Source organism: Pseudomonas sp. GM25, assembly GCF_000282255.1.
GTDB lineage: Bacteria > Pseudomonadota > Gammaproteobacteria > Pseudomonadales > Pseudomonadaceae > Aquipseudomonas > Aquipseudomonas aphyarum.
Genome location: NZ_AKJQ01000057.1, coordinates 15,225 through 32,809, shown reverse-complemented (window position 1 = coordinate 32,809; position 17,585 = coordinate 15,225). Strand labels below are relative to the sequence as shown.

Genomic DNA, 17,585 nt, shown 5'->3' with positions numbered 1-17,585 from the left:
CCCGATCAACGCCGCCCGGTCCGCGTACTCACATCCACCCAAACCGCTAACACCAGAATGCTGCCCTTGACGATCATCTGCCAGTAACTGTCGACGTCGAGCATGGACATGCCGTTGTCCAGGCTGGTGATGACCAGGGCGCCGAGGAGGGCGCCATAGACCGTGCCGGAACCGCCGCGCATCGAGGTGCCACCGATGAAGCAGGCGGCGATGGCGTCGAGTTCGCCCATGCTGCCGGCCGAGGGCGAGCCGGCGGCCAGGCGCGCAGTGTTGACCACGCCGGCGAGGGCGCACATCACGCCCATGATTCCGAAAATCCAGAGTTTCACGGCCTGCACATTGATACCGGACAGGCGCGTCGCTTCCATGTTGCTGCCCACCGAATAGACACGTCGGCCGAACACGGTCTGGCTGGTCACGTAGCTGAATCCGCCCAGCAGGATCAGCAGGAGCAGGACCGGCACGGGAATCCCGTCATAGCTGTTGAGCGTCTGGACAAACCCGGCCAGCACCGCGCCGATCAACAAAACGCGTGCCACGTCACGGACCAGTGAGTGCGCCGCGAGGCCGTGAAGGGCGCGATTGCGCCGCTGTTTCCAGGTCAGGAACAACGTCAGTGCGAACAGCAGGACGCCCAGGCCCGCGCCGATCGCATGTGGCAGATAACCCTGGCCAATGTAGACGAGTTCCGGCGACACCGGAGCGATGGTGGTGCCGCCGGTGATTCCCAGCAAAATCCCCCGGAAAGCCAGCATGCCCCCCAGCCCCACGATGAATGACGGAATGCGCAGGTATGCAGCCATATAACCGTTGGCGAGGCCGATCAGCAATCCGCACACCACCACAAGGCTCAGGTTCGCCAGCAGCGGTATGTGATAGACAACATCGAGAATGGCTGCCACGCCACCGAGCAGGCCCAGCAATGAGCCGACCGACAGATCGATCTCGCCGCTGATGATGACCAGCACCATTCCGCAGGCGAGGATCCCGGTGATGGACATCTGGCGCAGCAGGTTGGAGAGGTTGCGCGGTGTCAGGAATCCGCCCTCGGTCTGCCAGCTGAAGAACAGCCAGATCAGCGCCACGGCAAACACCAGTGCGAGCATCTTGTAGCGGGTGAAAAGTTGTTTGACCTGATTCATTTACGCGGATTTCCGATCTTTATTGTTATGGCTGTCAGGCTGGCTGAGTGCCGCCGCGAGCACCTGTTCCTGGGTGAGTTCATGGTTGAGGAAATCGCCCTGCAACCGGCCTTCGCCGATCACCAGTACGCGGTCGGAAACGCCGAGCACTTCGGCCAGCTCCGAAGACACCATGATGATCGACACGCCTTCGGCGGCCAGCATCCCCATCAGTTTGTAAATCTCGTACTTCGCGCCGACATCCACCCCTCGGGTCGGCTCGTCGAGAATCAGCACCCGGGGCCTGGTCAGCAGCATCTTCGCCAACACGGCTTTCTGTTGATTGCCTCCGGACAGGCTGGTGATCGGCAGGAACGGGCTCGCGGTCTTCAGGTGCAGGCGCGAAATTTCCCGATCGATGCTGCCCAGTTCGGCTTCGGCGTCGATGCGGGTCAGCTTCGAGAAGCTGTCCAGCACGGCCAGGGTGATGTTCTGGCCGACACCCAGGTCGGGAATGATCCCCTGACGCTTGCGGTCTTCAGGCACCAGGCACACGCCGGCGCGAATTGATTTGAGCGGCGTGCGGGTGTCTATGGGGTGACCGTCCAGCCAGACTTCACCTTCGTGGCGACCGGGGTAGGCGCCGAACAGCGCGGTCACAAGCTCCGTGCGACCAGCACCGACCAGCCCGGCGATGCCGAGGATTTCCCCGCGTTTGAGGCTGAACGAAATGTCGTCGACCCGTTTGCGTTTGGGGTTGTCGACGTCGTAGCACGTGATGTGGCGCGCCTCGAAAATCACCTCGCCGATGTCGTGTGGTTCGGTGGGGTAGAGGTTGCTCATTTCCCGGCCGACCATCTGGGTGATGATCTGTGGAATATCCATGTTCTCCATGGCGGTCGTGGCGATGTGTTTTCCGTCGCGGATGACCGAAATGGTGTCACAGACAGCGGCCACTTCATCGAGCTTGTGCGAGATGTAAACGCAGGCAACACCCTTGGCCTTGAGGTCGCGGATGATGTCCAGCAACACCTCGATTTCCGAACGGGTCAGGGCTGATGACGGCTCGTCGAGGATCAGCAGGCGCGCCTGTTTGTTCAGGGCCTTGGCGATTTCCACCAGTTGCTGATAACCGCCGCCGTACTGCGAAACCGGCAGTGACACGTTCATGTCCGGCACTTTCAGTTCACGCATCAGGGCTTCGGCGCGGTGGATCATCGCCGGGTAATTCATCCGCCCACCCGGCAGCGTCAGCTCATGGCCCATGAAGATGTTTTCGGCCACCGAGAGGTCGGGAACCAGCGTGAGTTCCTGGTGAATGATGACGATGCCGGCGGCTTCTGTTTCGCTGATCGATTGCGCCTTGAGCGGTTGACCGTCCCACAGGATTTCACCGTCCCAGGTGCCATGGGGATAAACCGCAGACAGGATTTTCATCAGCGTGGACTTGCCGGCGCCATTCTCGCCGCACAGCCCGACGCACTCGCCCGGCCGGACCTTGAGGTCGATGCCGTTGAGCGCTTTGACACCGCCGAAGGTTTTGACGATGCCGTTCATTTGCAGCAGAAAGTCGGACATGGCAGAGACTCATAAGCGACAGATACTGGACTGATCCCGCAGGCGCAGAACGCCTGCGGGGGCATCACTCACTGAGTGTCACTTTCCGGCGAGCTGCGCCTTGGTATAGAAGCCGTCCTGTTCCAGCAGGTCGATGTTGTCCTTGGTCAACGGAGTCGGGGTGAGCAGGATGGTGTCGACTTTTTTGCTGCCGTTGTCGTACTGCGAGCTGTAGGCGGGTTTCTCGTTGCGCGCCAGTTGCACCGAGAGTTTGGCGGCTTCGGAGGCAATCAGTTTCAGCGGTTTGTAGACCGTCATGGTTTGAGTGCCGGAGATCACCCGCTTGACCGCTGCCAGGTCCGCGTCCTGTCCGGAGATCGGCACCTTGCCGGCCAGTTGCTGAGCGGCCAGAGCCTGAATGGCGCCGCCGGCCGTGGCGTCGTTGGAGGCGACGATGCCGTCGATTTTGTTGTCGTTGCGGGTCAAGGCGTTTTCAACAATGCTCAGCGCCTCGGTAGGGTTCCATTCCTTCACCCATTGCTGGCCGACGATCTTGATGTCCCCCTTGTCGATGGCCGGTTGCAGCACTTTCATCTGACCTTCGCGCAGGACTTTCGCGTTGTTGTCGGTGGGCGCGCCACCCAGCAGGAAGTAATTGCCCTTGGGCGCTGCGTGCAGCACGCCGCTGGCCTGCATTTCGCCGACCTTTTCGTTATCGAAGGAGATGTAGGCGTCGATATCGGCGTTGAGTATCAGGCGGTCATAGGACACGACCTTGATCCCGGCTTTCTTCGCTTCGGCCACCGCATTGGTCAGCACGGTAGCGTTGAACGGCACAATGACGATGACATCGACGCCACGGGAAATGAGGTTTTCGATTTGCGAAATCTGCTTCTGCTCGTTGGCATCCGCCGACTGCACGAAGACCTTGGCGTCCATTTTTTCCGCCGCTGCAACGAAGTAATCGCGGTCACGGGACCAGCGTTCCAGCCGCAGGTCGTCAATAGAGAAACCGATTTTCGGGTGGGCAGCGTCGGCCATAACCGGCAGCGAAAGCAACGCCAAGGCGCCGGCAAACAGCGTGCGTTTTACGTTCTTCATGGTGGTGCGTCCTTTTATTTTTGTTTGAAAGACACGGCCTGACGATGAATATCGGGCTGGTGGAACTGTAGAGAATCAGCTGACGCAACGGACTACAGATTTGTCGCGCAAATGTCACAGCGCCCGCAGTCCTCGTTGGCGATCAGCGATAGATGAAACGGTTGACGACGTTTTCGAGCATTTCCTGCCGGCCGCTGACGGCCTGCGGATTCAGTTCGTTGGTGAAGGCGTGCTCGGCCAGTGACTGGAGATTGAACTCACCTTCCAGAACCGCCTGGCCGAACGGCTGCTGCCAACCGGCGTAGCGTTGGTCCTTGAGCCGCTGAAGCTGATCGTTCTGGACCATGGCGGCGGCCCGCTCGAGTGACAGGGCGAGTACGTCCATGGCGCCGACGTGACCGTGAAACAGATCGGTCTCATCGAGGCTCTGGCGGCGCACCTTGGAGTCGAAGTTGAATCCGCCATTGCCGAACCCGCCGGCCTTGAGGATTTCATAAGTGACGAGGGTCATTTCCTCGACGCTGTTGGGGAACTGATCGGTGTCCCAGCCGTTTTGCGGATCGCCCCGGTTGGCGTCGATGCTGCCGAAAATCCCCAGCGAGACGGCCGTCGCCACTTCGTGATGAAAACTATGGCCGGCCAGGGTCGCGTGGTTGGCCTCGATGTTGACCTTGATTTCCTTTTCCAGACCGAACTGCTGGAGAAAACCGAACACCGTGGCGCTGTCGTAATCGTACTGGTGCTTGGTTGGCTCCTGCGGTTTGGGTTCGATCAGCAGGTCACCTTTGAAGCCGATTTTGTACTTGTGCTCGACCACCATGCGCATGAAGCGACCCAGTTGTTCGCGCTCGCGTTTCAAGTCGGTGTTGAGCAGGGTTTCGTAACCTTCGCGACCGCCCCACAACACATAGTTGGAGCCCTTGAGGCGTTGAGTCGCGTTCATGGCGCTGAAGACCTGGGCGGCGGCGCAGGCGAACACTTCAGGATCCGGGTTGCTGGCGGCACCGGCGGCAAAGCGCGGATTGCTGAAACAGTTGGCGGTGCCCCACAGTAGCTTGATTCCGCTTTCTTCCTGATGGCGTTCCAGGTGATCGACCATTTGGGCGAAGTGGTTGCGGTACTCCTTCAGCGAGTGGCCTTCGGGGGCGACATCCGTGTCGTGAAAGCAGTAGTAGTCGATACCCAGCTTGGAGAAAAACTCGAACGCGGCCTCCGCCTTGCCGATGGCCAGCTCCATCGGGTCACCGGCGTGTTGCCACGGGCGCTTGAACGTCCCTGCACCGAACACGTCGGAGCCCGGCCAGACAAAGGTGTGCCAATAACAGGCGGCCATGCGCAGGTGTTCGCGCATCGGCTTGCCGAGGATGATCTTGTCGGCGTCGTAGTGACGGAAGGCAAGGGGAGAATCGCTGGCAGGACCTTCGTAGCGAATCCGGTCGACATCGGGGAAGTACGGCATTGGCAATGTCCTTGTTGTTCTTGGTTGTTGTTCTCGGTTGTTGTTCTTGGGGCGTGTCCCGATACTAGCAACGGCCCCGTGCCTGCCGATTACGAAAATCACCAACACGGAGTGCGATTTTGCGTATTGAGATTCGCCCTCTGCGCGCCTAGTCTGTGCAGACCGCCTCTACGGCAAGGGGCCCGGAACAAGCATAAAAACAATGAAAACCGTACCGCCTGTTCACCGCATCGCCCTGTTGTTCAACGGGAGCAAGATCTATGACCGCGGCATCATCAGCGGCATCGGCAACTACCTGAGCAGCACGCGCGCGTCCTGGGATCTGTTCCTGGAAGAGGATTTTCTCTGCCGCTTGAAAGGCATCGAGCGTTGGCAAGGTGACGGGATCATCGCCGACTTCGACGATCCGCTGATTGGCGAGGCGCTGGCCGACATCAAGATGCCCGTGGTGGCGGTGGGCGGTTCTTATCAGGATGAGCGGGCCTATCCCAAAGGCATCCCGTACGTCGCGACCGACAACAACGCGCTGATCACTATGGCTTATGAGCACCTGATCGAGGCCGGGCTGCAACGGTTTGCCTGCTTCAGCCTGCCCGAAGCGCAGGCGAACCGATGGGCCCAGGAGCGCGAAAAGGCTTTTCTAAAATTGATGCAGCGGGACGGCTTGCACGCCGAGGTCTATCGCGGCATGGGGACCAGCGCGCCGCTGTGGGACAGCGCCGTCGAACAACTGATCGCCTGGCTTCAGAGCCTGCCCAAGCCGATTGGCATCATCGCGGTCAGTGACGCCCGCGCCCGGCAGTTGCTGCAAGCTTGCCTGACCGCCGGAATCGCGGTTCCGGAGCAGGTGGCGTTGATCGGCATCGACAACGACCCGCTGACCCGCAGCCTGACCCGGGTCCCGCTGAGTTCGGTGATCCAGGGCACCGAAACCATGGGCCGCACCGCCGCGCAACTGCTGCACCAGATGCTGCATGGCAAACCGTCAACGGGTGCGCATTTCCTGATCCCGCCTGAAGCGATCAACGTGCAGGTGTCGAGCTTGCATCAACCTTTGGGCAATCCTTACGTCATGCAGGCGCTGCTGTTCATCCGCCAATATGCCTGCCAGGGCATCAAGACCGCGCAAGTGGCGGCTTATGTCGGCGTGTCGCGTTCCTCGCTGGAGTCGCACTTTCGCGCGGTGCGTGGTTGCAGCGTGCATGACGAGATTCTGCGTTTCAAACTGGCGGCGGCCACTCGCGGGCTGGAAAAAACCGACACGGCGATTGCGGACGTTGCCCGCACGTGCGGCTTCAAATCCGCGCAGTATCTGCACACGGTGTTTCGCCGAGAGTTCGGGTGTACGCCCCGTGAATATCAGCAGGGCGCCAGATAGACGGCCACTCAAAAGCGATCCAGCCGATAAGGCTCGCTCGACGGAAGAATACGAGTCGTGTCCTGCATCGATGGCAAGGCCATCCCCCCAACTATCTCCGCCGTCACCGCCGCCTGCGTCAGCCCCAGGTGCTGATGCCCAAACGCAAGCAACACCTTCCCGTCACACACCCGATCGATCACCGGCAACGAATCCGGCAGTGACGGCCGAAACCCCATCCAAGGTGTGGCTGCCTCGACACTCAACTCATCACGAAACAACCCCTTGCTCAACCGATGCAACTGCCAGGCTCGGGCCATGGTCGGCGGGGCGTCGAGGCCGGCGAATTCGACGGTGCCGGCCAGGCGCAGGCCTTCGGACATCGGGGTCATGATGAATTTGCGTTCCAGCGAGGTGACGGGGAAGGGCAGTCGGTTGTGTTCGTGAGGCAGCATCAGGTGATAGCCGCGCTCGGTGTCCAGCGGGACTTTTTTGCCAGTCAGTGCAGCGGTGAGTTTTGCCGAGTGGGCGCCGCAGGCGATCAGCACCTGGCGAGCGGACAGGGTGCCGGTTCCGGTCATCAGGTTGACGCCATGTTCGTGCAATTGCCCACCCTGAACCGCCTGTTTCAGAAACTGCACGCCGCTGGCTTTCGCCGCTTCCACCAACTCACGCACGACGCGGTAGGGGTCGATGAAATGCCCGGTGTTCGGGAAAAACAGTCCGCCCTGAATCTGTTCGCTCAGTTGCGGCGCGGTCTCGCGTACCGCACCGGCCTGCCACCAATCGACCGGCACCTGTTGCTGTTGCATGCGTCGCTGCAATGCTTCGAGGGCCGGGCGCGAGTCGGGGCGTTCGAACACCAGCAGCGAACCTTCCATCTTCAGCAGGTCGGGCCGCTGGATGTCGTTGAGCAAGCGGTGCCAAGCGTCGAGCGAGCTTTCATTGAGGGCCCGTAACCCGGCGACGGTGCGCTGGAACGGCGCCGAGCGCAGGTTCAGCAACAGCCGCGCAAACCAGGGCAGGGCCCGGGGCAGGTATTTCCAGTCCAGGCGCAGCGGGCCCATCGGGTCCATGAGCATGGCCGGCAGACGTTTGAGGATCGAGCGGTCGGCAATCGGAAACACCTGCTCGGTCGCCAGGTGCCCGGCGTTGCCGAACGAGGCGCCGTGGCCCGGTTCGTGAGGGTCGATCACCACCACCAGCAAGCCCTGACGTGCCAGGCGCAGGGCACTGGCGACGCCGATGATGCCGGCGCCGACCACGGCGATGTCGTGCGGGTCATTCGGCATTTTTCGCGGTTTCCCTTTGGCCATCGAGCAAGCGACGCAGCGACAGTGGATTGGCGTGTTTGAGCGCGGTCGGCAGCAGGCTGTCGGGGAAATCCTGATAGCAGACCGGGCGCAGGAAACGCAGGATCGCCGCCGTGCCCACCGACGTGGTGCGCGAATCGGAAGTGGCCGGGAACGGCCCGCCATGCACCATTGCATCGCAAACTTCGACGCCGGTCGGCCAGCCGTTGATCAGCAGGCGTCCGGCCTTGCGCTCCAGGGTTGGCAGCAATGCGCGAGCCTGTTCCAGATCCTCGTCATCAAGATGCAGCGTGGCGGTCAGTTGGCCTTCCAGCTGTTCGAGCACCTGACGGATTTCAGCGTCGCTGGCGCATTGCACGATCAAGGACGCGGCGCCGAAAGCTTCAGCCTGCAACGAATGATCGGCGAGGAAATCGGCGGCTTCGGTGACGAATACATGGGCCTGGCCCTGATTCGGATCCGTTGCTCGCTGGCCGACAGCGGCAATGCGCGCCCGGGCATTTTCCGCGAGGGCATTCACGCTGGATTCATAGGCGTTGAAGATCCCCGGCGTCAGCATGGTCTGCGCGGGGCTGCGCTGGATCAGTTCGGTGGTGGCGCCAATGAAGGCGTCCAGCGCCGGGCTCTTACGGGCGATGACCAGACCAGGATTGGTGCAGAACTGACCGGCGCCCAATGTCAGCGAAGCCACAAAACCTTGGGCCAACGCCTCGGCGCGATTCTGCAACGCTGCCGGAAACAGCAACACCGGGTTGATCGAACTCATTTCCGCGTACACCGGAATTGGCTCGGGCCGTGCCTGAGCCGCTTTGATCAGCGCGAGGCCGCCACTGCGCGAACCGGTGAAACCGACTGCCTTGATCCGTGGATCGCTGACCAGCGCAATCCCCACTTCACGGCCGGAGCCGTACAACAACGAGAACACACCTTCCGGCAAACCACAGGCCTTGACCGCCCGCGCCACTGCACGGCCAACCAGTTCGCTGGTGCCGGGATGGGCGCCGTGGGCCTTGACGATCACCGGGCAACCGGCAGCCAGCGCCGAAGCGGTATCGCCACCGGCCACCGAGAACGCCAGTGGAAAGTTGCTCGCGCCAAACACGGCCACCGGGCCCAGTGGAATCTGCCGCTGACGCAGATCCGAACGCGGCATTGGCTGGCGTTGCGGTTGCGCTGTATCGACTCGCACATCCAGCCATTCACCGGCCCGCACGGTGCGGGCAAACAAGCGCAGCTGCTGGCAGGTGCGGCCCCGTTCACCCAGCAGACGCGGACGCGGCAGGCCGGTTTCGGCCATGGCGCGGTCGATCAGTTCATCACCGAGCGCTTCGATTTCGCCCGCGATGGTTTCAATGAATTCGGCCCGCGCCTTGAGCGCTGTCTCGCGATAACGGTCGAGCGCCGCCCAGGCCAGTGCGCAGGCCTGCTCGACATGCTCGGCAGAGCCGCCGGCGTAGGCCGGTTCCAAAGGCGAGTTGGTGGCGGGATTGATCCCGTGGATGACGTCGCGGTCGCCGGTGAGGGTTTGCTGACCGATCAGCAGTTGGCCCGTCAGAGTCATGGCGCATTCCTTATCAATAAAGCAGGTCACGAATAAGGCCCGCCGCCGTGGGGGCGGCGGGCTTGAGCGCAGCGGCAGGTCAGGCGAAGTTCTGTTCCGCCGACCAGTTTTCGTACCAGTGACGGAACAGCGTGTACTGGGCTTCTGCGTAACGGCGTTGCGAGTCGCTGAGCGCATCGGTTTCGTTGAAATGCAGGGTGTATTCCTTGTCGCCGTTGAGCACCATCAGGTGTTTGTAATACAGCACCAGATCCGTGCCCTCATCGAAGGACGACAGCACCGCCAACGCCGATTCCAGCTCGCGGGCCTGACGTCGGGCCTTGGCGTCACCCTTGGCCGCCTGCTTGCTCAGGGCTACCAACTGCAGCACTTCGCGGGGCAGGGCGTTGCCGATGCCGGTGATGGCGCCGGTGGCGTTGCAGTTGACGAAACCGTGCACGACCTGGGTGTCGACACCGACCATCAAGGTCACGGCATCATCCTTGGAGGTGATGTTTTCAGCGGCGTAGCGCAGGTCGGCGCCACCGCCGAATTCCTTGAAGCCGATCAGGTTCGGGTATTCACGGCGCAGTTCGAAGAACAGGTCGGCGCGGGTGGCGAAGCCGTAGTAAGGGCTGTTGTAGATCACTGCCGGCAGGTTCGGAGCGGCTTGCAGAATCGCCGCGAAGTGGGCTTTTTGCGCCGCCGCCGAAGCACCACGGGACAGCACCCGAGGAATCACCATCAAACCCTGCGCGCCGACTTTCGCCGCGTGGGCCGCGTGGGACACCGCTTCACGGGTGTTGACCGCGCCGGTGCCGACGATGGTCGGAATCCCGGCCGCCACCAGCCGCGCCACGCCTTCCTGACGCTCGGCTTCGGTGAGCAGCGGCCAGTCACCCATGGAGCCGCAATACACGACCGCGCTCATGCCGATGTCGATCAGCTCGCGCCCCTTGGCCACCAGCGCATCGAAGTCCGGTTTGCGCGCGGCGGTGCACGGGGTCATCAGGGCGGGCATGCAGCCGGTGAAGATGTTGTCGCTCATTATTGTTCTCCTTGGAACGGTCATTCAGAGGGGTTTGAAAAAACAGCGCGGCGGCTCAGATGCCCCACGCGAACGGATCTGTTTCGTCGATCAGCAACGTGCTGTCGGCGGTCATGTGGGCGCGGCCGGTGATGTAGGGGCGGATGCGCTCGTCTTCCCATTCGAAGGAACCTTCGAACTGGCTGCCGGTGATGCTCGCCTGCACCCAGCGCTCGCCCGGCGCGAGTTTTTCGTCGGCGGCCAGGCACGCGAGTTTGGCGCTGGTGCCGGTGCCGCAAGGGGAGCGGTCGTAGGCTTTGCCGGGGCACATGACGAAGTTGCGGCTGTCGGCCTCGGCGTCATCGGCGAACAGTTCGATGTGGTCGATGAGCGCGCCGTCCTCGCCATGGATGCCTTGGTCTTCGAGGGCCTTGAGCATTTTCCAGGTGAGGTCGATCAGGGTTTCGACGTTGTCCATTGTGAGGGTCTGGCCGTGTTCGGAGACCAGGAAAAACCAGTTGCCGCCGTAGGCCACGTCACCGAGGAAACGGCCGTATCCCGGCACTTCCACCGCCACCTGTTTGCGTGAGCGATAGGCGGGCACGTTGCCCAAGGTCACGGCGCCGTCTTCATGCAACGTTGCGCTGACCGGGCCGACCGGCGTGTCGATCTTGTGCACACCCGGTGCGATCAGCCCCAGGTGTTGCAGCGATGCAACGAGGCCGATGGTGCCGTGGCCGCACATGCCGAGGTAACCGGCGTTGTTGAAGAAGATCACGCCGCAGGTGGCGTCCGGCGACACCGGCTCGCAATACAGCGCGCCCACCAGCACATCGTTGCCGCGCGGCTCCAGCAGACAGGCGCGGCGCCATTGGTCGTGCTGGTTGCGCAGGGCGTCGCGCTTCTCGGTCATGGTGCGACCGGGCAAGTCGGGAAAACCTTTCATCACCAGACGCGTAGGTTCGCCGCCGGTGTGGGAATCAATGACGTGTACTCGTTTCATGGACAGGTCCCGTTAAGTGATTTCAGTAAGCGCCGGCAGTGCGCGGGTTGGCGGCGGAGGCGGGTGACGGCGAAGCGACTTCGCTTTCATCCTCTTCCGATTCCAGACGCAGCAGATGCGCCGGCACGCCGGTGGCGGCGCCCCAGTAATAAATGCCCATCGCACAGGCTGCGACGACCAGGGTGTCGAACGGATGGGTGAGGATGCCCAGACCGCCGAAGGTGCCGAGTTTCGACAGGACGATGGTCACGGCGTAGAAGGCGATCAGCCACGCGGATGAACGCACTTGGCGGGACAGGCTGAGGTGGGCGGTCGGCACGAAGCGGCCGCAGAGCAGATAGACGACGAACATCAGGATTTGCAGGCCGAGCAGCCAGGACACGGTGTTCCAGCCCGACCAGTAAACGATCAGTGCAGCGATGATGAACGACACCGGACCCAGCACGCCCATGCACTTGACCCGGAACGGGCGCGGCATGTCGGGAGCATTGCGGCGCAGCGCGGCGACGGTCACCGGGGCGACGGCATAGCTCAGCACCAGCGCGGCGGACACCACGTTGATCAGCGCTTCCCAGGACGGGAACGGCAGGGTCCAGAACACCGACAGGGCGAAGGTCAGCCACAGTGCCGGACGCGGGATGCCGGACTTCGCGTCGATGTGGGTGAAGACCTTGAAAAAGGTGCCGGTCTGCGCCCAGCCGTAGATCACCCGAGGCGTGGCGTTCATGTAAATGTTGCCGCAACCGCTAGGAGAGATCACCGCGTCCGCCACCACCAGATACGCCAGCCAGCCCACGCCCAGCGCCAGGGCGATGTCGCGGTACGGCAGGGCGAATTCCTTGGAAACCCCGGCCCAGCCATTGGCGAGCAGTTCGGTCGGGATGCCGCCGAGGAAGGCCGTTTGCAGCAACACGTAGATCGCGGTGGAAAGCAGCACCGACAGGATCAGCGCAATCGGAATCGTGCGCTGGGGATTTTTCACTTCGCTGGCCACCGAGATGATCGGGGTCAGGCCGAGGTAGGCGAAGATCACGCCGCCGGCAGAGACCGCCATCTCGATGCCCGAGAGCCCGAAAGGCGCGAAGCCCTGGACCTGAAAGTTTTCCGGTTTGAAGAAGGTGAACAGCACGCCGATCACCAGCAGCGGCACGATGAATTTGAACACGCTGACGAGGTTGTTGGCTTTGGCGAAGGTCTTCACGCTGCGGTAGTTGAGCAGGAAGAACACGCAGAGCAGGCCGAACTGCACCAGCCAGCCGAGCAGGGTCGGATCACCGCTGCCGGCCTTGGTCAGGCTCGGAAACCAGGCCGCCGCGTATTGGCGCGAAGCAACTACCTCGATCGCCACCAGACTGGAAAACGCGATCAGCGTGATGAAACCCATCAGGTAACCGAGCAGCGGCCCGTGGCTGTAAACCGGGTAGCGCACCACACCGCCGGCGCGGGGCAATGCCGCGCCCAGTTCGCAGTAGACGATGCCCAGCAGCAACACGGCGAACCCGCCCAGCAACCAGGAAAAAATCCCCGCCGGCCCGGCAATTGCCGAGACGTGACTGGCCGCGAACAACCAGCCGGAACCGAAGATCGCCCCCAGCCCGATAAAGGTGAGGTCGATCAATGAAAGTTGTTTTTTGAACTTGCCTTGGCCTGACATGGCATCGCCTTCTTGTGAGTTATTGGATAGGCAGGTGTGAGTCACTGGAACGGCTAAACAGTGAACTCATCAGGCGTCGGGCGATTGATGTTTTGCGCAGCTGCGGATGACGAAATCGGCACAGTTGCGAAGAAAGACAGCGGCGCTCGACACGCCGCAAACGTTGCTGCAATCTGCACGCGAACGCCTCCGGGCGGGTACGTTTTCAGGCCGATCCACTCACCGGGGAAGACCTTTACATGCAGAACGCGTTTGCGATCCTCTGTCAGGGCGATGAGCGCCATCGGCCGCATACCCTCGACGCGCTGCTGGGCGGCGTGGCACCGCTGTTGCCGATGCTCGACGTGATTCCGAACGCGGCGATCTTCATCAAGGATGTGCAGGCGCGGTACGTCCTGGCCAATCGCACGCTGGTGCAGCGCTGTGGGCTGAAAGACCTGAAACCGCTACTCGGCAAAACCAGTGCGCAGGTGTTTCCGGCGCAACTGGGGCCGGGTTATACCGAGCAGGATCGGCGGGTGCTGGAAGAGGGATTTGTGCTGGAGGATCAGCTGGAACTGCACCTGTACGGCAGTCGCGAACCGGGCTGGTGCCTGACTCACAAGCGTCCGCTGTACAACCGTGACGGCGAGATCATCGGCCTCGCGGGGATTTCGGTGGACCTGCAATCGGCCAGCGAAACCCACCCGGCGTTTCAGCGCCTGGCGGCGGTCGACGAACACATCCGCGCGCATTTCAATCGGCGTGTCACCTTGGGCGAACTGACCCGGATCGCCGGTATTTCGGTGGCGCAACTGGAGCGCTACTGCAAACGGGTCTTCCACCTGACACCGAGGCAGATGATCCAGAAAGTGCGGCTGGAACATGCCCATCGCTTGTTGCACACCGAGCTGCCCATAACCGAGGTGGCGCTGCAATGCGGCTACACCGATCACAGCGCATTCACTCGGCAGTTCAAGGCATCGACCGGGTTCACCCCACGTCAGTATCGGCAGGCGACGGAACGTTGAGTCGCTTTCGGTTCGTCACGACTAGACTCAAAGGGACATGCACCTCCATCACATGAAAGGCCTTGCGGCAGAGGAAACGCGATGAGCACAAAGCGGCTGTGCCAATGCTCGTCATGGATCCTGTCGAGCCTGATTGCCGTCAGTCTGGTGCTGACCGCCGGCTGTTCCAGTCGGGCGGCCAAGAACCGGTATCCCGCGTCCGGCGTCGGCGACAGCTGTTATGCCAAGGCGTTGCCCACGGTGGGCGAGGGCGGGCTGGCCTGGGGTTCATCCTTGAACATCGCCCGGCAGAAATCCCTGAACAACTGCATCCGTTATGCCGGCCGCTCCGGTGGCACGCCCGACACCTGTCAGGTGGTGTTGGCCAAGTGCAAGAACTGAGCGGCCGGCGTTTTCGTCACGTCAGCAGGTACACCGGAAAGCATTCGCAAAGGTGCATCACCCGGCGGCGGATGTTTTCCACCCGCGCGGTATTGTCCGGTTGCTCCAGCAGGTCGGCGATCAGGTTGGCCACCTCGGCGCATTCGGCTTCACCGAAACCGCGCGTCGTCAGTGCCGGGGTGCCGATGCGGATGCCGCTGGTGATCGCCGGTTTCTGCGGGTCATCGGGGATCGCGTTTTTGTTCAGCGTGATATGGGCGCTTTCCAGCAGGGCTTCGGCGTCCTTGCCGGTGATGTTCATCGCGCGCAGGTCGAGCAGGAACATGTGGCAGTCGGTACCGCCGGACACCACGCGCAATCCGCGCCGGGTCAGCACATCGGCCATGGTCCGGGCGTTGTTGATCACCCGTTGCTGGTAATGCTTGAACTCGTCGCCCAGGGCTTCGTTGAACGCCACAGCCTTGGCGGCGATCACGTGCATCAGCGGGCCGCCCTGATAAACCGGGAAGATCGTCTTGTCGAGCACGGCGGCGTATTCGGCCCTGGCCAGAATCAGGCCGCCGCGCGGGCCGCGCAGGGTCTTGTGGGTGGTCGAGGTGATGAAGTCGGCGATGCCCACTGGCGACGGGTACACGCCCGCCGCGATCAGTCCGGCGTAGTGGGCCATGTCGACCATCAGGTAAGCGCCGATTTCATCGCAAATTTTGCGAAAGCGCGGAAAGTCGATGACGCGCGAATACGCTGACGCGCCGGCGATGATCATCTTCGGCCGGTGTTCGCGGGCCAGGGCTTCCATTGCTTCGTAGTCGAGGGTTTCGCTGTCCTTCTCCAGCCCGTAGGTGAAGGCCTGGAAAAACTTCCCGGAAAAATTCACCGAGGCGCCGTGGGTCAGGTGCCCGCCGTGGGCCAGGGACATGCCCAGAATCTTGTCGCCGGGCTCAAGCACCGCCAGGAACACCGCCTGATTGGCCTGTGAACCGGAGTGCGGCTGGACGTTGACGTACTCGCAACCGAACAGTTTGCGGGCGCGCTCGATGGCCAGGTTTTCGATCTCGTCGACGACCTTGCAGCCGCCGTAATAGCGCCGGCCCGGATAGCCTTCGGCGTACTTGTTGGTAAGCAGCGAGCCCTGGGCCTGGAGCACTTCTTCGCTGACGTAGTTTTCCGAGGCGATCAGTTCCAGGTGGGTTTCCTGGCGGTTGCGTTCGCGGTCGATCAGGCGGGCAATGGCGGGGTCGAAATTTTGCAGGCTCATGCGGTGATTCCTTGTGCAAGCGTTTCGGTCAGCGTGACCGGCACGTGATGAGGGAACACACGTGACGGGCTCGCGGCCGTGTCGGAGAGAAAAATGGAGGTGTCTTTCAAGCCGCTGCCGGTGATCAGGATCACGGCGGTTTGCGCGGTGTCGGGGTGTTGTTCGGCGTACTTCAGCAGGCCGGCGAAGGCACTGGCGGCGCCGGCTTCGGGAAACACGCCGGTGCTGGCGGCAAGCTTCGATGCGGCGGCGACGATGCTCGCGTCGCTGACGCAGATGAATTCGCCCTCGCTGGCGGTCACCGCGCGCATGGCCTTGAGCCGGTCGCGGGGCAGCGCCACGTTGATGCTGCTGGCCAGGCTGGTGGGGGCGATGCGTTCGGTCTGCTGCATCGGCTGATCGCTGCGCCACGCCCGATACATGAAGTTGCTCTGCTCGGCCTGCACACCGATCAGGCGCGGGATGCGCTCGATCCAGCCCAGTTGCAGCAGGTCGAAGAATCCCTTGTAGACCGAACCCAGAATGCAGCCATTGCCGACGGGCACGAACACCAGGTCCGGCACCTGCCAGTGCAGTTGCTCGCAGATCTCGAAGGCGACGGTTTTCTTGCCTTCGCTCATGTACGAATTGATGCCGGTGGTGCGGTTGTACCAGCCGTAGCGTTCACAGGCGTTGAGGCACTGCTCGAAGGCTTCGTCGTATTGACCGTCGACCAGCACGATCTCGGCGCCGTAGCCCTGCATCTGCGCGCGTTTTTCACGGGGCGCGCTTCGGGGCAGGTAAATCACGTTGTGCAGGCCCAGGCTGGCACTCATTCCGGCCAGTGCCGAGGCCGCGTTGCCGGTGCTGGCCACCGCCACGGTGCGCGCACCGGACTGCATGGCGTGAGCCACGGCCAAGGCGCTGGCGCGATCCTTCAGCGAACCGGTGGGCTGGCGCGATTCATCCTTGATCAAGACCTTGATCCGCGAGCCTTTGCCGAGCAGGTCGGTCGGCGCGTACAGCGGCGTATTGCCCACCAGTAGCGGCGGAATGAACTGCGTCGAGCTCAACGGCATCAGTCGGTCATAGCGCCACATGCCACGGGCCTGATGATGGGCCAGGCTTTCTTTGGGCCATTCGCGTCTGAGCGTCGGGTAATCGTAAAGCGCGTCAAGGGCACCATCGACTTTGCAATGAGGGCAGAAATAACTGACCTCGTGCGGCTGGTAGCTGCGGTCGCACACCAGGCACTGCAACACATACTCTCTGTACGAACTCTTCATGGCCATCCCCTGGAAGTACGCTGTGCGGGTGCATTCCCTGCCGACGCCGGCCCGAAAAACGGACCGGCGGGCACTGCTGACAGACGGTGTTTCAGACCACCATGATGGCGTCGATGGCGACCAGGGTATTGCGCGCCAGGGCGCTGGCGCCGGCGGTGGTGCGGGCCGGATACGGCGGGGTGAAGTATTCCTCCATGACCCGGTTCAGGGTCGGGAACTCGCTCAGGTCAGTGATGAACGCCGTCACCTTGACCACGTTCGCCAGGCTGCCACCGGCGGCCTCGGCCATCTGCGCCAGGTTGTCGAGGGTCTGGCGCAGCTGGCCTTCGAAATCCTTGGCCAACACTTCGTTGTTCAGCGCCGATACGGGCGTCTGGGCCGACAGGTAGATGGTCTGGCCGTGGCTGACCTTGATCCCCTGGGAATAGGTGCCCAGTGGCAGAGGGGCCTTGTCGGTGAAAATCACGTTCTCTTCGCCCAGGAATGGTTTGGCGGCGGACTGGATTTGAGCGTTGGTTTGCATGGTGACGATCCTTGTTGGG

General features: G+C 62.3%; 15 protein-coding genes. 3 read left to right on the top strand and 12 right to left on the bottom strand.

The genetic code is table 11. The features are described from left to right. Positions 1–5 precede the first annotated feature (5 nt). From PMI24_RS22785 to xylA, 4 genes are all read right to left on the bottom strand, one after another. The gene (locus PMI24_RS22785; protein WP_007958133.1) at positions 6–1,142 is read right to left on the bottom strand and encodes a sugar ABC transporter permease; all 1,137 of its coding nucleotides are present in this window, start codon (positions 1,140–1,142) and stop codon (positions 6–8) included. Beyond that, a complete protein-coding gene (xylG, locus tag PMI24_RS22780; protein WP_007958132.1) occupies positions 1,143–2,699 on the bottom strand; it encodes a D-xylose ABC transporter ATP-binding protein in 1,557 nt (518 codons plus the stop codon). A gap of 78 nt (positions 2,700–2,777) precedes the next feature. Further along, positions 2,778–3,779: a D-xylose ABC transporter substrate-binding protein gene (gene xylF, locus PMI24_RS22775; RefSeq protein WP_007958130.1), complete on the bottom strand. Its 1,002-nt coding sequence runs from the start codon at positions 3,777–3,779 to the stop codon at positions 2,778–2,780. A 142-nt stretch (positions 3,780–3,921) separates the two neighbouring features. Continuing rightward, a complete protein-coding gene (xylA, locus tag PMI24_RS22770; protein ID WP_007958129.1) occupies positions 3,922–5,238 on the bottom strand; it encodes a xylose isomerase in 1,317 nt (438 codons plus the stop codon). Positions 5,239–5,440: 202 nt separating this feature from the next. Between xylA and PMI24_RS22765 the strand changes: the two genes are divergently transcribed. Next, positions 5,441–6,616: a XylR family transcriptional regulator gene (locus PMI24_RS22765; protein ID WP_007958127.1), complete on the top strand. Its 1,176-nt coding sequence runs from the start codon at positions 5,441–5,443 to the stop codon at positions 6,614–6,616. Positions 6,617–6,624: 8 nt separating this feature from the next. Here PMI24_RS22765 and PMI24_RS22760 read toward each other — a convergent pair whose 3' ends face one another. From PMI24_RS22760 to PMI24_RS22740, 5 genes are all read right to left on the bottom strand, one after another. Next, complete coding sequence (locus tag PMI24_RS22760; protein ID WP_007958125.1) at positions 6,625–7,887, bottom strand: NAD(P)/FAD-dependent oxidoreductase; 1,263 nt, start codon at positions 7,885–7,887, stop codon at positions 6,625–6,627. Continuing rightward, positions 7,877–9,469 (bottom strand): aldehyde dehydrogenase (NADP(+)), encoded by a 1,593-nt coding sequence (locus PMI24_RS22755; RefSeq protein WP_007958124.1) that lies wholly within the window; start codon positions 9,467–9,469, stop codon positions 7,877–7,879. Before PMI24_RS22755 ends, PMI24_RS22760 begins: the two co-directional genes overlap by 11 nt. A 79-nt stretch (positions 9,470–9,548) precedes the next feature. Continuing rightward, on the bottom strand, positions 9,549–10,496 hold the full coding sequence (locus PMI24_RS22750) for a dihydrodipicolinate synthase family protein (protein WP_007958123.1): 948 nt from the start codon (positions 10,494–10,496) through the stop codon (positions 9,549–9,551). 55 nt (positions 10,497–10,551) lie between these two features. Next, positions 10,552–11,478, bottom strand: a complete 927-nt coding sequence (locus tag PMI24_RS22745) for a 4-hydroxyproline epimerase (protein ID WP_007958122.1) — start codon at positions 11,476–11,478, stop codon at positions 10,552–10,554. A 22-nt stretch (positions 11,479–11,500) separates the two neighbouring features. Next, complete coding sequence (locus PMI24_RS22740) at positions 11,501–13,132, bottom strand: APC family permease (protein ID WP_007958121.1); 1,632 nt, start codon at positions 13,130–13,132, stop codon at positions 11,501–11,503. Between the two features lie 239 nt (positions 13,133–13,371). Between PMI24_RS22740 and PMI24_RS22735 the strand changes: the two genes are divergently transcribed. Then, positions 13,372–14,142 (top strand): AraC family transcriptional regulator, encoded by a 771-nt coding sequence (locus tag PMI24_RS22735; protein WP_007958120.1) that lies wholly within the window; start codon positions 13,372–13,374, stop codon positions 14,140–14,142. Between the two features lie 81 nt (positions 14,143–14,223). Continuing rightward, complete coding sequence (locus tag PMI24_RS22730; protein WP_007958119.1) at positions 14,224–14,523, top strand: hypothetical protein; 300 nt, start codon at positions 14,224–14,226, stop codon at positions 14,521–14,523. A 16-nt stretch (positions 14,524–14,539) separates the two neighbouring features. On the opposite strand, the gene glyA is transcribed toward PMI24_RS22730, so the two are convergent. The 3 genes from glyA to PMI24_RS22715 all read right to left on the bottom strand — a co-directional run bounded on the left by glyA (position 14,540) and on the right by PMI24_RS22715 (position 17,566). Beyond that, positions 14,540–15,778 (bottom strand): serine hydroxymethyltransferase, encoded by a 1,239-nt coding sequence (gene glyA / locus PMI24_RS22725; RefSeq protein ID WP_007958117.1) that lies wholly within the window; start codon positions 15,776–15,778, stop codon positions 14,540–14,542. Next, positions 15,775–17,043, bottom strand: coding sequence for a threonine synthase (locus PMI24_RS22720; protein WP_007958115.1), 1,269 nt, complete (start codon positions 17,041–17,043; stop codon positions 15,775–15,777). Before PMI24_RS22720 ends, glyA begins: the two co-directional genes overlap by 4 nt. Positions 17,044–17,134: 91 nt before the next feature. Continuing rightward, positions 17,135–17,566 (bottom strand): Rid family detoxifying hydrolase, encoded by a 432-nt coding sequence (locus PMI24_RS22715; RefSeq protein WP_007958112.1) that lies wholly within the window; start codon positions 17,564–17,566, stop codon positions 17,135–17,137. Positions 17,567–17,585 lie beyond the last annotated feature (19 nt).

Coding starts and splice junctions, on each gene's coding strand:
- PMI24_RS22785 (WP_007958133.1), bottom strand. CDS start 1,142: ATGAATCAGGTCAAACAACTTTTCACCCGCTACAAGATGCTCGCACTG.
- xylG (WP_007958132.1), bottom strand. CDS start 2,699: ATGTCCGACTTTCTGCTGCAAATGAACGGCATCGTCAAAACCTTCGGC.
- xylF (WP_007958130.1), bottom strand. CDS start 3,779: ATGAAGAACGTAAAACGCACGCTGTTTGCCGGCGCCTTGGCGTTGCTT.
- xylA (WP_007958129.1), bottom strand. CDS start 5,238: ATGCCGTACTTCCCCGATGTCGACCGGATTCGCTACGAAGGTCCTGCC.
- PMI24_RS22765 (WP_007958127.1), top strand. CDS start 5,441: ATGAAAACCGTACCGCCTGTTCACCGCATCGCCCTGTTGTTCAACGGG.
- PMI24_RS22760 (WP_007958125.1), bottom strand. CDS start 7,887: ATGCCGAATGACCCGCACGACATCGCCGTGGTCGGCGCCGGCATCATC.
- PMI24_RS22755 (WP_007958124.1), bottom strand. CDS start 9,469: ATGACTCTGACGGGCCAACTGCTGATCGGTCAGCAAACCCTCACCGGC.
- PMI24_RS22750 (WP_007958123.1), bottom strand. CDS start 10,496: ATGAGCGACAACATCTTCACCGGCTGCATGCCCGCCCTGATGACCCCG.
- PMI24_RS22745 (WP_007958122.1), bottom strand. CDS start 11,478: ATGAAACGAGTACACGTCATTGATTCCCACACCGGCGGCGAACCTACG.
- PMI24_RS22740 (WP_007958121.1), bottom strand. CDS start 13,132: ATGTCAGGCCAAGGCAAGTTCAAAAAACAACTTTCATTGATCGACCTC.
- PMI24_RS22735 (WP_007958120.1), top strand. CDS start 13,372: ATGCAGAACGCGTTTGCGATCCTCTGTCAGGGCGATGAGCGCCATCGG.
- PMI24_RS22730 (WP_007958119.1), top strand. CDS start 14,224: ATGAGCACAAAGCGGCTGTGCCAATGCTCGTCATGGATCCTGTCGAGC.
- glyA (WP_007958117.1), bottom strand. CDS start 15,778: ATGAGCCTGCAAAATTTCGACCCCGCCATTGCCCGCCTGATCGACCGC.
- PMI24_RS22720 (WP_007958115.1), bottom strand. CDS start 17,043: ATGAAGAGTTCGTACAGAGAGTATGTGTTGCAGTGCCTGGTGTGCGAC.
- PMI24_RS22715 (WP_007958112.1), bottom strand. CDS start 17,566: ATGCAAACCAACGCTCAAATCCAGTCCGCCGCCAAACCATTCCTGGGC.